The following is a 14,073-nucleotide window of genomic DNA, read 5'->3' on the forward strand; positions in this document are numbered from 1 at the left end:
CTTGGCTGCTGAGCTGCATGTCGAGCTGGTCGCCGCGGACCGCAGTGTCTGGTCCGGCGAGGCCACCCTGGTCGTCGCGCGCACCACGTCCGGCGACATCGGCGTCATGCCCGGTCACCAGCCGCTTCTGGGTGTGCTGGAGTCGGGCCCGGTGACCATTCGTACGAGTGACGGCAACACTGTCGTCGCCGCCGTCCACGGAGGATTCGTCTCCTTCGCGGACAACAAGCTGTCACTGCTTGCTGAGATCGTCGAGCTGTCGGACGAGATCGATGTCCAGCGTGCGGAGCGGGCGCTCGAGCGCGCGAAGTCGGAGGCCGACGCCTCCGCCGAGCGTCGTGCGGACGTCCGACTGCGGGCGGTGTCGTCGCGCTGAAACCGGCGCGACGGCGTTTGACGTGACTCAGCCGCGGCCAGGTCCGGAGCAATCCGGACCGGGTCGCGGCTGAGGCGATGCGGGTGCAATTCTGTTGGTCCGTTACGAAGAGGCGAGGAGGTCGGTGCCGATGATTCTCACTCTGCTCGTGTGCGGACTCGTGTTGGTCGTTCTGGTGTTGGTGGGACTCTTCGTCTTCGGGCTGCGGCGCCGGCTCATCCAGCGCTCCGGCGGCACCTTCGACTGCAGCCTGCGCTGGGACGCCCCGGAGAAGGGCGACACCTCCGGCAAGGGCTGGGGGTACGGGGTCGCCCGCTACAACGGTGACCGGATCGAGTGGTACCGCGTCTTCTCGTACGCTCCCCGTCCTCGGCGGACCCTGGAGCGCTCGGCCATCGAGGTCGTCGACCGTCGCTCGCCGGACGGCGAGGAGGAGCTCGCGCTGCTCTCCGACGCGATCGTCCTCGGCTGTCTGCACCGCGGCGTCCGCCTGGAGCTCGCGATGGGCGAGGACGCGCTCACGGGTTTCCTGGCCTGGCTCGAGGCGGCGCCTCCGGGCCAGCGGGTCAACGTGGCGTAGGTACCCGAAGGCATGAAGAAGCCGGGGAGAACAGGGGGCGTACCTGTTCTCCCCGGCTTCGTCCTGGGGTGGGTTACTTCAGGCCGTCATTGATGGCGGACACCAACTCGCCGTTGGTGGTGTCACCGCTGAACTCCCAGAAGAAGGCACCTCCCAGGCCCTGCTGCTTCGACCAGGCCATCTTGCTCTTGACCGTCGCCGGGGTGTCGTACGACCACCAGTTGTTGCCGCAGTGGGCGTAGGCCGTGCCGGCGATGGTGCCGTTCGAGGGGCAGGAGTTCTTCAGGACCTTGTAGTCCTCGATGCCCGCCTCGTACGTGCCCTGCGCGGCGCCGGTCGCCGTGCCGCCGGGCTCCTTCTGTGTGACGCCGGTCCAGCCGCGGCCGTAGAAGCCGATGCCGAGCAGGAGCTTCGCGGCGGGTACGCCCTTCGCCTTCAGCTTCGTTATCGCGTCGGCGGAGTTGAAGCCGTCCTGCGGGATGCCCGGGTAGGAGGTGAGCGGGGAGTGCGGGGCCGTCGGGCCCTTGGCCGCCCACGCGCCGAAGAAGTCGTACGTCATGACGTTGTACCAGTCGGCGTACTGCGACGCGCCGCCGTAGTCGGCCGCGTCGATCTTGCCGCCGCTCGATCCGTCGGCGGTGATAGCGGCGGTGACCAGGGCGTCCTTGCCGAACTCGGTGCGGAACGCCTGCATCATGTTCTTCATCGACGCGGGACCGCTGGTGTCGCAGGTCAGGCCGCAGGCGTTGGGGTACTCCCAGTCCAGGTCGATGCCGTCGAAGACGTCGGCCCAGCGCGGGTCCTCCACCAGGTCGTGGCAGGACTTGGCGAAGGCCGCCGGGTTCTTCATGGCGTCGGTGAAGCCGCCGGACCAGGTCCAGCCGCCGAAGGACCACAGCACCTTGAGGTTCGGGTGCTTGGCCTTGAGCTTGCGCAGCTGGTTGAAGTTGCCGCGCAGCGGCTGGTCCCAGGTGTCGGCCTTGCCGTCGACGGACTGGTCGGCGGTGTAGGCCTTGTCGTAGTCGGCGTAGGCGTCGCCGATCGTGCACTTGCCGCCCTGGACGTTGCCGAAGGCGTAGTTGATGTGCGTGATCTTGGAGGCGGAGGCCGAGGTGTCGATGTTCTTCACGTGGTAGTTGCGGCCGTAGACGCCCCACTGGGTGAAGTAGCCGAGCTTGACCTTGTCACCCGGGCCGGGGCCCGGGTCGGTGCCGCCCGTGGTGTGCACCTTCACGGCGCCGGAGGCCGGTCCGGTCTGGTCCGCGGTGTCGCGGGCCTGGACCGTGTACGAGTAGTCGGTGCCGGCGGTGAGGCCGCTGTCGGCGTACGTGGTGCCGGTCACCGTGGCGACCTTGGCGCCGTCGCGCAGGACGTCGTAGTTCTTGACGCCCTTGTCGTCGGTGGCGGCCTTCCAGGAGAGCTTCGCCGAGGTGTTGGTGATGTCGGACGCGGTGGGGGTGCCCGGGGCCGACGGGGGGTTGTCGCCGGGGACGCTGCCGCCGTCACAACTGGCGCCGTTGAGCGTGCAGTTGGAGGGGGAGCCGGGGCCCGAGCCGTTGAACCCGAAGGAGACAGAGGCGCCGGGGGCGAGCGTCCCGTTCCAGCCGAGGTTCTTGGCGGTCCAGTGGTTGCCGGAGTTGGTGACGGTGGCGTCCCAGGCGGACGAGACCTTCGTGCCGGTGGGGAAGTCCCACTCGACGGCCCAGGAGCTGATGCTGGTGGTACCGGTGTTCTTGACGGTCCACTTGCCCTCGAAGCCGCTGCCCCAGTCCTGGGTCTTGGCGTACGTGGCGGTGGCCGCGGGGGCGGCTTCCGGCGCGGCTTCGGCGGAACCGCCGAGTGCGACCAGGGTGGCGAGCGGGAGCAGCAGGGTGGTGAGGCCTGCCACGGCTCTGTGTCTGAAGCGCAAGGTGCGCAAGGTGTGCTCCTCGGGTGAGATCCGGGGGTCTAGGAGGTGGATCCCTGCGCCGCCCGTGAGCACGTGGAACACGTGGGGGAGTGCTCACCGCAGTGCGGTGAGAATAGAAAGGTCTGGACCAGCGGTCAAGAGGTCTGAACCATTGGCCGGATCGCGCCGGTCGGGCACACCGGAGCCGGGCTCATACACCCAACTCCTGCGCGAGTACGGCGGCTTGCACCCTGCTGCGCAGCTCCAGCTTGGCGAGCAGTCGGCTGACGTGCGTCTTCACCGTCGCCTCCGCCATGTCCAGGCGTCCCGCGATCTCCGCGTTCGACATTCCTTCGCCGAGGCACGCGAGCACCTCGCGCTCGCGCCGGGTGAGGGTGTCGAGGATGGCGGGATCGGGCCCGTTCTCGCGGCGCACGGGCTTTGTGGTCCTCGGGGCGGCGAACTCGGCGATCAGCCGCCGGGTGACGGCCGGGGCGATCAGTCCCTCGCCGCGGCCGACCGCACGGACCGCCTCCAGGAGATCCTTGGCCTCGGTGTTCTTCAGGAGGAAGCCGGAGGCGCCGGCACGCAGCGCGCCGAAGACGTACTCGTCGAGGTCGAAGGTGGTCAGGACGAGCACATCCGCGAGAGCCTCGGCGACGACCTGACGGGTCGCCGAGACCCCGTCGAGGCGCGGCATCTGGATGTCCATGAGCACCAGATCGGGCCGCAGTTCACGGGCGAGCGCCACCGCTTCTTCGCCGTCCGACGCCTCGCCGACCACCTCGATGTCCGGCGCGCTGCGCAGGATCAGGACGAGCCCCGCCCGTACGGCGGACTGGTCCTCGGCGACGAGCACTCGGATCATGCGGAAGCTCCTTGGTCTGCGGGGTCGACGGGAAGGGCGGCACGGACGTCCCAGACCTTGCCGTCCGTGGTGCTCTCGGGGCCCGACTCGAAGGTGCCGCCGAGCAGTTCGGTGCGTTCGCGCATGCCGACGAGACCTGCTCCGGAGCCGGGTGCGCGGGGCCCGGCGGGGGAGCCGTACGGGCTGGTCACGTGGACGGCGAGGGAACGGGGGTGCTGGGTGAGCGTCACCGTGACCAGGCCGGGCGACGCGTGTTTGAGGGCGTTGGTCAGGGATTCCTGGACGATGCGGTACGCGGCGAGCTCGACGGGCGCGGGAAGCTTGGGGCCGTCCGGCTCGCGGCGGTCGTCGAGGGCGACGTCCAGACCATTGGTACGGGCGTTGTCGACCAGGGAGCGGAGACCGTCCAGGGTGGGCGCGACCGACGGCTCCCGGTCGTCGCCCGCGTCCCGCAGGATCCCGATGAGGCGGCGCATCTCGGCGAGGCCCTCGACGCTGTTCTCGCGGATGACGGCGAGGGCGTCGTGAGTGGTCTTCGGGTCGTCCAGGGAGAGCGCGGCCGTGGAGTGGATGGCGATCGCCGAGAGGTGGTTGGCGACCATGTCGTGCAGCTCGCGGGCCATCCGGGCGCGTTCCGCCGTGATGGCCTGTACGCGGTCCATCTCGGCCAGCAGCGCGGTCTGTTCGGCGCGCAGCTTGGCCGCGGCGGCGGCCTCGCGGTGGTTGCGCACCAGGACGCCGGTGGCCGCGGGACCGAAGGAGACGATGCCGGTGACCACGCCGAGGAGCACCGCTTCCGGCTCCCGCCACCACGCCAGCAGGCCGATCGTCAGGGCCACCGTGATCGCACCGGTGGTGAGCGGGATGCGGCGGGCCGAGGCCGGTGTCCCGTACACGACGGCCGCGTACATGATGTCCGTGAACATCAGGACCGACGCCAGGTTGCCCGCCGTGAACTGGTCGAAGGTCAGCGCGAGCGTGGCGCCGATCAGCGCGGTCCGGGGCATGCTCCGGCGCAGCAGTTCGAGTCCGCCCAGGACGAAGAGCGGGACCAGTGACCAGTTGAGGCCGAGCAGCCGGTCCGTCTGCATGGGCAGCCCGAGGCCCCACAGCGCGAGCCCGGCGAGGACGCTCGCCACGGCGATCTGTACGTCGACGCGGTCCGGGCGGGGGAGGGACAGGGCCATGCGTCCATCCAACACGGCGCGCCGTGGCGATGCCTGATCCTGAGGGAGGAACCGCGCGCTACATCGAAGGATGCAGTCCCACTTCGTCACTGACGACGATGGACCGCGGCCGGTCCGGCGGGAGCCTGGAGGGGTGACCGAGAGGAGCGAACCGTGATCGTCACGCTGATCATCATGTGCGAGGTCGGATTCTGGCTGCTGCTGGCGGGCGGCCTTGCCCTGCGGTACTGGGCGAAGATGCCGCGCGCGAGCATCGCCGTACTGCTCTGCGAGCCGATCCTCGAGGTCGTTCTGTTCGTCGTCACCGCGATCGACCTGAAGAACGGCGCGGAGCCGGACTGGAAGCACGGCCTGGCCGCCGTCTACATCGGCTACTCCATCGCGCTCGGCCACTACACGATCAAGTGGGTGGACGTCCGCGTCGCCCACCGCTTCGCGGGTGGCCCGCCGCCCGTCAAGCTCTACGGCATGGCTCGCGCGATCGACGAGTGGAAGATCGCCGCCCGCTGGATCCTCGCCGGTCTGATCGCGATGGCGCTGCTGCAGGGGGCGGCCTGGTACGTGGGCGACAACGGCGACACCGACTCACTGCGGATGTGGCAGCAGAGGATGCTGTGGCTGATCGGCATCAACGTGATCATCGCGGCGACCTACACGGTCTTCCCGAAGAAGGCGCCGGCGGTGCGGGACGGCGAGGAGAGGCCGAGCTCCCTCAGCAAGCTCTAACGCTCGCCGCCCGGCACCCACAGCACGTCCCCGACCTCCTTGTTCGCCGTCCGGGCCAGGATGAACAGGAGGTCGGACAGCCGGTTCAGGTACGTGGCGGTCAGCGGGTTCATGACCTCCCCGTGGACTTCGAAAGCGGCCCAGGTGGACCGTTCAGCCCGCCGCACGACCGTGCACGCCTGGTGCAGCAACGCGGCGCCCGGGGTGCCCCCCGGCAGGATGAAGCTGCGCAGCTTCTCCAGCTCCCCGTTGAACCGGTCGCAGTCCGCCTCCAGCTTGTCGACGTAGAACTGCTCGACGCGCAGCGGCGGGTACTCCGGGTCCTCGGCGACCGGCGTCGACAGGTCGGCGCCCACGTCGAAGAGGTCGTTCTGGACCCGGACCAGGACCTTCACGACCTCTTCGTCGAGCTGCCCGAGGGCGATCGCCGTGCCGATCGCGGCGTTGGCCTCGTTCGTGTCGGCGTACGCCGAGATCCGCGGATCGGTCTTGGCGGTCCGGCTCATGTCGCCGAGGGCCGTCGTGCCCTGGTCGCCGGTCCTGGTGTAGATGCGCGTCAGATTGACCATGAGGTCAGCCTAGTTACGCGCCCGCCCTCCGGAAGACACGTGTGCCGACCGTCACGGCCCCGAGCGTGAGCGCGGCCGCCATCAGGACGCCGTACAGCATTGCCGTACCCGCGTACTCGCCGACGTAGGCGGACCGCACCGCGTCCACGAGATAGCGGAAGGGCATGAAGTGCGAGAGCACGTCCAGCCAGCCCGGCGCGAGCGCCATCGGCAGCATCAGACCGGAGAGCAGCATCGAGGGCATGCTGACCGCGTTGATGACGGGGCCGAACTCGTGCGGCTTGGAGACGAGCAGGGCGAGCGCGTACGACAGCGACGCGAGGACGACCGTCAGGACCCCCACGAAGGCGAAGCCGATGAGGATGCCGGCGAGCGGCGCCCGCAGCCCCATGACCACGGCCGCGAGGACGAGCAGCACCGCCTGGAAGACGAAGAGCGCGGCATCGCGCAGCACCCGCCCGAGCAGCAGCGCGAGCCGGCTGATCGGCGTCACCCGCATCCGCTCCACCACGCCGAACTGCTTCTCGATGATGATCGCGAATCCGCTGTACGAGGCGCCGAACAGGCCGAGTTGGAGGAGCAGGCCCGGCACGAGCACCTGCCAGGAGTCACCGCGCGAGCCGAGCGGCAGGTCGGTCAGGAGCGGGCCGAAGAAGAGCAGGTAGAGCAGCGGCATCAGGACGCCGAAGAGGATCTGGAACTTGGAGCGCAGGGTCTGGCGGGCGTACCGCCCGAAGATCAGTGCGGTGTCGGAGAGAAACGCAGACATGAGTGAGGTCCTGGGGTCCGAGGGGAGATCGTGGGCGTTCAGACGGCGACCGGCGCCGTGTCCTTGGGGGTGAGGTCGCGCCCGGTGACGGCGAGGAACGTGTCCTGGAGCGAGGCGTCGACGGAGCCCCCGTACCGGAGCTTGAGCGCGCTCGGTGTGCCCTCGGCGACCACGACGCCCTTGTCGATGACGACGAGGCGGTCGCAGAGCGCGTCGGCCTCGTCGAGGTAGTGCGTGGTCAGGACGACGGTGGTGCCGTGCTCGTCGCGCAGCCGCCGCACAAGGGCCCACAGGTCGGCCCTGCTGCCCGGGTCGAGCCCCGTGGTCGGTTCGTCGAGGAAGAGCACCTCGGGCCGGTGCATGAGCCCCATGGCGATGTCGAGGCGCCGCCGCTGGCCGCCGGAGAGGGTCGCGCACTTGCGGTCGAGGTGGTCGGTGAGGTCCAGGTCCGTGGCCAACTCCGCCGCACGGTCGGCTGCTTGGGGCTTGGTCAGGCGGTAGAGGCGCCCCTGGGTGACCAGTTCCTCGCGTACGGAGATGTTGAGGTCGACGCCGCCGGACTGCGCCACGTACCCGATCCTGCGCCGTACGGAGGCCGGGTCGCGGGCCAGGTCGCAGCCCGCGACGGTGGCGGCGCCGCCGGTGGGCGCGAGGAGCGTGGTGAGCATGCGCAGCGTCGTCGTCTTGCCCGCGCCGTTCGGTCCGAGGAAGCCGAGGATTTCGCCGGGGGCGACGGTCAGGTCGATGCCGCGCACGGCTTCGACGGTGCCGCGTTTGGTCCGGAAGGTCTGGGTGAGTCCGGCCGTGCTGATGATTGCCATGGCGACCACAAAAACAGAGTCGCTTAAATTTTGCAATCACTCCAAGTTTTCAGTTGCCCTAGCCAGTGGTCGTAAAGTGAGGTCATGGCTGAAGGACTCAGGGAGCGCAAGAAGCGGCAGACGAAGCAGCGGATCTCGGACATCGCGACGGGGCTCTTCCTGGAGCACGGCTTCGTCACGGTGACCGTCGCGGACGTCGCGGAGGCCGCCGACGTCTCGGTGAACACCGTCTACAACTACTTCCCGGTCAAGGAGGACCTCTTCCTCGACCGGGGCGAGGCCGTCATCGACCGGCTCTCCGGCTACGTACGCGGCCGTCGCGCCGGGGAGTCCGCGGCCGCCGCCGTCCTGCGCGAGCTGCGCTCGGACGTGGAGGGCGTGTCGCCCTCCATCGGCCTCTTCACGGGCTGGGCCGACTTCATGAAGGTCATCACCGACGCCCACGGCCTGCGCTCGCGACTCTGGGAGATCCAGCAGGAGGCGCTCGACCACCTCAGGAAGACCCTCGCCGACGAGATGAAGGCCGCCGACGACGACCCCATGCCCGGCCTGATCGCGGGTCAGCTCTCGTGGGTCCACGGCACCCTCATGGCGTGGATCGGCGACGAGATGACCAAGTGCCGCAAACCCGCGGAAGTGTCGCGTGATGCCCTCGTCCTGCTCGACGAGATGGAGGACCTGCTCGGCGAGAAGGTCCTCAACTACGCGGTGCGCGAAGCCGAATGAGGCGTACCGGTGTGATGTCCGTCATCTGAGACGTGACGCGCGTTACTTCACGGCCACAGTCGCGCTCACGAGCGCTAATGTCCGCCGCAGAGGCAAACGTAAACAGCGTGTAAGCCAGGCGTGATAAGCGGTAGGGGAGTCGGAACAGTGGCACGGAAGCTCGCCGTCATCGGAGCCGGACTCATGGGGTCCGGCATCGCACAGGTCTCCGCCCAGGCAGGCTGGGACGTCGTCCTGCGTGACGTCACCGATGAGGCCCTGACCCGTGGCACCGACGGGATCAAGGCGTCGTACGACAAGTTCGTGAGCAAGGGCAAGCTCGCCGCCGAGGACGCCGAGGCGGCGCTCGGGCGCATCACGACGAGCACCGACCTGGACGCCGTCGCCGACGCGGACATCGTCGTCGAGGCCGTCTTCGAGAAGCTCGAGGTCAAGCACGAGATCTTCCGTGCGCTCGACAAGATCGTGCGCGAGGACGCCGTGCTCGCGTCGAACACCTCTGCCATCCCGATCACGAAGATCGCAGCCGTGACGGAGCGTCCGGAGCGCGTCGTGGGCGCCCACTTCTTCTCGCCGGTGCCGATGATGCAGCTGTGCGAACTCGTGCGCGGCTACAAGACCAGCGACGAAACCCTCGCCCGCACGCGTGAGTTCGCCGAGTCCGTCGGCAAGACCTGCATCGTCGTGAACCGCGACGTCGCGGGGTTCGTGACGACCCGTCTGATCTCGGCGCTCGTCGTCGAGGCCGCCAAGCTGTACGAGTCGGGCGTCGCCACCGCCGAGGACATCGACATCGCGTGCAAGCTCGGCTTCGGGCACGCCATGGGGCCGCTCGCGACCGCCGACCTGACGGGCGTCGACATCCTGCTGCACGCCACGAGCAACATCTACACGGAGTCCCAGGACGAGAAGTTCGCGCCGCCCGAGCTGATGCGCCGGATGGTTGACGCCGGTGACATCGGACGCAAGAGCGGGCAGGGCTTCTACAAGCACTGACGTCTGTTTCCTCCTCCGCGGGGTCACCCCTCGGAGTGAATTCGGTATCGGTTCGCTTACAGACGGCAACTTCCTTGCCCATGCGGCAGTCAGTTGCAGTGACATACGCAGACGCCATACGGAACAGACGTCACACGAAACTCAGCACTCTCGGGGAGCGCATATGCACATCAGGGGCGACCAGGCCCAGCTGGTCGTCGGGGGACGCCTCGACGTACGCAGCGCGGCGGACGCCCGAACGGTCCTGCACTCGGCCGTCGACGACGGCGCCGGCGACCTGGTGCTCGACCTGTCCGAACTCGACTCGTGGGACGCCACGGGACTCGGCGTCATCATGGGCGCGCACCGGCGCGCGGGACGGTGCGGACGCCGGCTCGTGCTCCGCAGTGTGCCGCCGCAGATGAAGCGCCTGCTCGTGGCCACCCGGCTGCACAGGATCCTTGCCATCGAGGGCGGCATCGGGGTCGAATCGCTTCCCCGCGTGTGACGGGGAACTCTCCCCGCGTGTGACGGGGAACTCGCGCACAATCCTCACGAAGCTGTGACGTCTCGGACGGCGCGGTACCCCGCCCGTTCGTAGATACTGAGCGAAGGTCTAGGGTTCGGTCGCCCACCGTCATGACGACAGACGCCCGAGCGGGGGCACCGGACCAGAAGCGACAGCGCAGTGTGCACAAGGCCGGAGGGGGCTGTGTACACGACGCATCTGGGGGGCTTTGACCATGGACCCGATGAACCGGGGACCGGAAGAGTACGGCCATGACGGCAACAACGACGACGATTCGGCGCGTCCCGTGCGTCCACCGCGTGATCCTCTGACACCAGACTTCGGACAGCCCGCGCCCGCGCTCGCCCGCACCGTGCAGCTCGTCTCGGGCGACTTCCTGCTCACCGTGAACCCCGTCGACGGCAGCGAGATCGAACCCTGCCCGCCCGGCGAGCGCCCCGAACGGCCCGTCAAGCGCACCGCCGCCGAGCGCGCCGAGGTGCGCCGCGCCTCGGCGCCGCCCGTGCCGCCGGGGCCCGCACTGCCCCGGCTGCCGCTCCTGGAGCGCCAGGAGGAGCGCGAGCGGCTCGTACGCCTGCTCGCACGCGGGCGCTCGGTGCGCCTCACCGGACCCGCGGGCTCGGGGCGCACGTCGCTCCTGAACGCCGTCGCGGAGGACTGCGCGGACCTCGCACCGGACGGCGTCGTACGGCTCTCCGGGTACCACAAGACGCCGGCCGACCTGCTCCAGGACCTCTTCGGCTCGGTCTACAACGCCCCGCTGCACCGCCCCGACCGCGCCCTGCTGCTCGAACTCGTCCACGACATCGGCGCCGTCGTCGTCCTGGACGACTGTGAGTTCGGCGCCGCGGCCCTGGAAGAGCTGCTGGACGCCACGCCCGAGTGCGCCTTCCTGATCTCCGCGACCCCCGACGTCGCGGCGCCGTCGCCCGACTCGCACCTCGAAGAGGTCTTCCTCGGCGGCCTCGGCCGCAGCGGCGGCCTCGAACTCCTGGAGCGCGCCGTCGGCCGCGTCCTCACGGACGACGAGGCGGGCTGGGCCGGCGACCTCTGGTTCGAGTCGGAGGGGCTGCCCCTGCGCTTCGTCCAGGCGGGCGCCCTGCTGCGCCAGCGTGACCAGCTGCGCGCCGACCCGAACGCCTTCGACGAGTACGGCTATTACGCCGAGGGACCGGTCGACGCGCCGTTCGACGCCGAGGGCCACGACGTACCGCTGCCCTCGCTCGCCGACGGCGCGGCGCCCGCGGTGCTGCTCGCGTCCCGCCTGAGCCCGTCGGCGCGCACCACACTGCGGTTCGCCGTCGCACTCGGCGGGGAACTGCCGCACCAGGCGCATCTGCCCGCGCTCGTGGGGGACACCCACGCGGACGCGGCCCTCGCCGAGCTGGTCTCCACCGCGCTCGTCACACCCGTCGGCTCGCACTACCGGCTCGCCGCCGGGGTCCGTACGCAATTGGAGGCCTCCGGGTACGCGGACGACGCCGCCGAGCGCGCACAGGGCGCCGCCCAGCACTACGCCTGGTGGGCCGGGCACCCCTCGGTCGGCCCGGAGCGGGTGGTGGCCGAGGCGGACGCCGTGCTCGCGGCCCTCGGGGTCCTGGTGGCGGGGCAGTCCGCATCGGGAGCATCGGTCGGCGGTGAGGAGAGCGCCGCGGTGCTGCTCGCCCGTACGGTCGCGCCCGCCTTCGCGGGAGGGCTCGACTGGGGCGCCTGGGAGCGTGCCCTGCGGTCGGGCCAGGAGGCCGCACGGACCGCGGGCGAGGTCGCCGAAGAGGCGTACTTCCACCACGAACTCGGCATCCTCGCGCTCTGCGGCGGACAGCTCGACCGGGCCCGCGTCGAGCTGGAGGCCTCCGTCGGCCTGCGCGGCGCGCTCGCCGACAAGCGGGGCACGATCGCGGGCCGCAGGGCCCTCGCCCTGGTCGCCGACCGCTCGGGCGGCCTCATTCCGGGCGCGAGCCCGGCGGCGGGCGAGGAGATGCCCGACGCGCGCCACGACGAGTCGGCGTCGCCCCCCGGCGGCGTACCGGCGGCGTTCGCGCTGCCCGCACCGCCTCCCGAGCCCGAGACCCTGGTCACCCGCAACGCCGCGCCCGCGGTGGGCGCGAGCCCCGCTCCGACCCGGCGCTCCATCGTCAACGGCACCCGGCGCAACCTCGTGGCGGCGGGCGCGGGAGCCCTCCTCGCCGCGGTGCTCGGCACCGTGGTGACCCTCGGCGCGACGTCGGACAAGAACGACAACCCGCCCGACAAGGTCAAGACCGAGCAGTCGGCGAGCGAGGACCAGGACGACGACGGCCTGACCGCCGACAAGCCGGCCGAGGACTCGACGAGCCGCCCGGACAGCGACGGACCGGACAACATCCCGGGCACCGCCGACGACGGCACCCCGAGCGAGAGCGACGACCCGTCGGACAAGCCGAGCGACAGCGGCAAGCCGTCCGACGACACCTCGGACAAGCCGACGGCGAAGCCGACGGACAAGCCGACCACCAAGCCACCCACGACGAAGCCGCCGACGACCAAGCCGCCCACCACGAAGCCGCCCACGACCAAGCCGCCGACGACCCCGCCGCCGAGCACTACGCCGCCGAGCACGGATCCGACTCCGGACCCGCCGTCGACCCCGGACACCTCGGACTCGGCGAGCAGTTCGGTGAGCGGCCCGGCGACGAGCGAGGGCGCGTCGGGCTCGGCGTCGACGATCTGACGCACGGACGAGAGAGGGCCGGGTCCCGTCGGACCCGGCCCTCTCTCGTACGGAAAACTTCTAGAACAGCCGCAGCTTGTCGTCCTCGATGCCGCGCATCGCGTTGTAGTCGAGGACGGCGCACCCGATGCCGCGGTCCGTGGCGAGCACGCGGGCCTGCGGCTTGATCTCCTGGGCGGCGAAGATGCCCTTGACGGGAGCCAGGTGCGGGTCGCGGTTCAACAGCTCCAGATAACGGGTGAGTTGCTCGACGCCGTCGATCTCGCCGCGCCGCTTGATCTCGACGGCGACGGTCTGCCCGTCGGCGTCGCGGCAGAGGATGTCCACCGGCCCGATCGCCGTCATGTACTCGCGCCGGATCAGTGAATAGCCCTCGCCGAGCGTCTCGATCCGGTCGGCGAGGAGCTCCTGAAGGTGTGCTTCCACGCCGTCCTTGATGAGGCCGGGATCGACGCCCAGTTCGTGCGAGGAGTCGTGCAGGATCTCCTCCATCGTGATGATGAGTTTCTCGCCCGCCTTGTTCACGACGGTCCACACGCCCGCGTCGTCCCCCGTCCCCTCCTTCAAGGTGCAGGGCGGGGACATCCAGTTGAGAGGTTTGTAGGCCCGGTCGTCCGCGTGGATCGAGACACTGCCGTCCGCCTTCACAAGGATCAGGCGGGGGGCCGACGGGAGATGGGCTGTGAGCCTGCCCGCGTAATCCACGGAGCATCGGGCAATGACGAGACGCATGGGGCGCAACGCTACTCGACCCCAGGTGGTCCGCGCGATTCCTCCGGCGATGGCCCTGTTCGATCCTGGCCGGTTATGTTCCCAATCTCCTGGTGCAGCGCGGGTCCGGTGCTTACCGTATAAGCAGGAGGTCGCCATGCATGCACGCTGCGTGCATGGGCCCCTGCCCTGTCCGGAAGCCCCCGCTCCCCGGGGGTGCGAGAGGAGAACCCATGTCGCTCGACGTCTCACCGGCACTGTTGGAACAGGCCGAGCGAGGCGAGGTCGATGAAGCGGAATTCGTCGACTGCGTCAGGACCTCCCTGCCTTACGCCTGGGAGATGATCAGCTCCCTCGTGGCTCAGCTGAAGGTTGACGGTGGCGAGTTCGCCGACAACCAGACGCCGCCGCCGAGTGAGCAGGCACGCGGACAGCTCCTGCGGGCGCTGGCGAGTGACGCGATTCGCGGCGCTCTGCAGCGCCACTTCGGAGTGCGTCTCGCATTCCAGAACTGCCACCGTGTGGCGGTGTTCCCGTTGGATGCATCCTCGGACGACAGGCTCGCCCGGTTCACCTCGATCCGGGGCCAGCTGCTCAACCAGTCGCCCGAACTGCGGGACTGCTGAGGTTTTTTGCTG

15 protein-coding genes are annotated in these 14,073 nt (G+C 69.8%); 8 read left to right on the forward strand and 7 right to left on the reverse strand.

Annotated elements, in window-relative coordinates; genetic code table 11:
- The first annotated feature begins 1 nt into the window (after position 1).
- Positions 2 to 376, forward strand: coding sequence for a F0F1 ATP synthase subunit epsilon (locus tag ACWGIH_RS06985; protein WP_361049993.1), 375 nt, complete (start codon positions 2 to 4; stop codon positions 374 to 376).
- A gap of 130 nt (positions 377 to 506) precedes the next feature.
- Complete coding sequence (locus ACWGIH_RS06990; protein ID WP_453452203.1) at positions 507 to 956, forward strand: DUF2550 domain-containing protein; 450 nt, start codon at positions 507 to 509, stop codon at positions 954 to 956.
- A gap of 73 nt (positions 957 to 1,029) precedes the next feature.
- Here the strand turns inward: ACWGIH_RS06990 and ACWGIH_RS06995 are convergent, their stop codons facing one another.
- From ACWGIH_RS06995 to ACWGIH_RS07005, 3 genes are all read right to left on the reverse strand, one after another.
- Positions 1,030 to 2,865, reverse strand: coding sequence for a glycosyl hydrolase family 18 protein (locus ACWGIH_RS06995; RefSeq protein WP_453452215.1), 1,836 nt, complete (start codon positions 2,863 to 2,865; stop codon positions 1,030 to 1,032).
- A gap of 190 nt (positions 2,866 to 3,055) precedes the next feature.
- Positions 3,056 to 3,712, reverse strand: a complete 657-nt coding sequence (locus ACWGIH_RS07000; protein WP_453452202.1) for a response regulator — start codon at positions 3,710 to 3,712, stop codon at positions 3,056 to 3,058.
- Complete coding sequence (locus tag ACWGIH_RS07005; RefSeq protein WP_453452201.1) at positions 3,709 to 4,899, reverse strand: sensor histidine kinase; 1,191 nt, start codon at positions 4,897 to 4,899, stop codon at positions 3,709 to 3,711. Before ACWGIH_RS07005 ends, ACWGIH_RS07000 begins: the two co-directional genes overlap by 4 nt.
- Positions 4,900 to 5,052: 153 nt before the next feature.
- Between ACWGIH_RS07005 and ACWGIH_RS07010 the strand changes: the two genes are divergently transcribed.
- Positions 5,053 to 5,625, forward strand: a complete 573-nt coding sequence (locus ACWGIH_RS07010) for a hypothetical protein (protein ID WP_453452200.1) — start codon at positions 5,053 to 5,055, stop codon at positions 5,623 to 5,625.
- On the opposite strand, the gene ACWGIH_RS07015 is transcribed toward ACWGIH_RS07010, so the two are convergent.
- From ACWGIH_RS07015 to ACWGIH_RS07025, 3 genes are read right to left on the reverse strand one after another with little or no spacing between them, the layout of a single operon-like run.
- On the reverse strand, positions 5,622 to 6,194 hold the full coding sequence (locus ACWGIH_RS07015; RefSeq protein WP_453452199.1) for a cob(I)yrinic acid a,c-diamide adenosyltransferase: 573 nt from the start codon (positions 6,192 to 6,194) through the stop codon (positions 5,622 to 5,624). The genes ACWGIH_RS07010 and ACWGIH_RS07015 overlap by 4 nt on opposite strands.
- Positions 6,195 to 6,207: 13 nt before the next feature.
- Positions 6,208 to 6,963, reverse strand: a complete 756-nt coding sequence (locus ACWGIH_RS07020; protein WP_453452198.1) for an ABC transporter permease — start codon at positions 6,961 to 6,963, stop codon at positions 6,208 to 6,210.
- A gap of 38 nt (positions 6,964 to 7,001) precedes the next feature.
- Positions 7,002 to 7,784, reverse strand: a complete 783-nt coding sequence (locus ACWGIH_RS07025; protein WP_453452197.1) for an ABC transporter ATP-binding protein — start codon at positions 7,782 to 7,784, stop codon at positions 7,002 to 7,004.
- 84 nt (positions 7,785 to 7,868) lie between these two features.
- Here ACWGIH_RS07025 and ACWGIH_RS07030 point away from each other — a divergent pair, with 84 nt between their 5' ends.
- From ACWGIH_RS07030 to ACWGIH_RS07045, 4 genes are all read left to right on the forward strand, one after another.
- Positions 7,869 to 8,510 carry a TetR/AcrR family transcriptional regulator gene (locus ACWGIH_RS07030; protein ID WP_453452196.1) on the forward strand — a complete coding sequence of 214 codons (642 nt, stop codon included), beginning with the start codon at positions 7,869 to 7,871 and terminating at the stop codon, positions 8,508 to 8,510.
- A gap of 147 nt (positions 8,511 to 8,657) precedes the next feature.
- On the forward strand, positions 8,658 to 9,506 hold the full coding sequence (locus tag ACWGIH_RS07035) for a 3-hydroxyacyl-CoA dehydrogenase family protein (protein WP_453452195.1): 849 nt from the start codon (positions 8,658 to 8,660) through the stop codon (positions 9,504 to 9,506).
- A gap of 163 nt (positions 9,507 to 9,669) precedes the next feature.
- Positions 9,670 to 9,993, forward strand: coding sequence for an STAS domain-containing protein (locus ACWGIH_RS07040; protein WP_453452194.1), 324 nt, complete (start codon positions 9,670 to 9,672; stop codon positions 9,991 to 9,993).
- 235 nt (positions 9,994 to 10,228) lie between these two features.
- Positions 10,229 to 12,724 carry an ATP-binding protein gene (locus ACWGIH_RS07045; protein WP_453452193.1) on the forward strand — a complete coding sequence of 832 codons (2,496 nt, stop codon included), beginning with the start codon at positions 10,229 to 10,231 and terminating at the stop codon, positions 12,722 to 12,724.
- A 60-nt stretch (positions 12,725 to 12,784) separates the two neighbouring features.
- Here the strand turns inward: ACWGIH_RS07045 and nucS are convergent, their stop codons facing one another.
- Positions 12,785 to 13,456: an endonuclease NucS gene (nucS, locus tag ACWGIH_RS07050; RefSeq protein WP_361833648.1), complete on the reverse strand. Its 672-nt coding sequence runs from the start codon at positions 13,454 to 13,456 to the stop codon at positions 12,785 to 12,787.
- A gap of 212 nt (positions 13,457 to 13,668) precedes the next feature.
- On the opposite strand from nucS, the gene ACWGIH_RS07055 reads away from it, so the two are divergent.
- On the forward strand, positions 13,669 to 14,061 hold the full coding sequence (locus ACWGIH_RS07055) for an SCO5389 family protein (protein ID WP_453449913.1): 393 nt from the start codon (positions 13,669 to 13,671) through the stop codon (positions 14,059 to 14,061).
- The last annotated feature ends 12 nt before the right edge of the window (positions 14,062 to 14,073 follow it).

Source organism: Streptomyces sp. NPDC054872 (genome assembly GCF_053610705.1).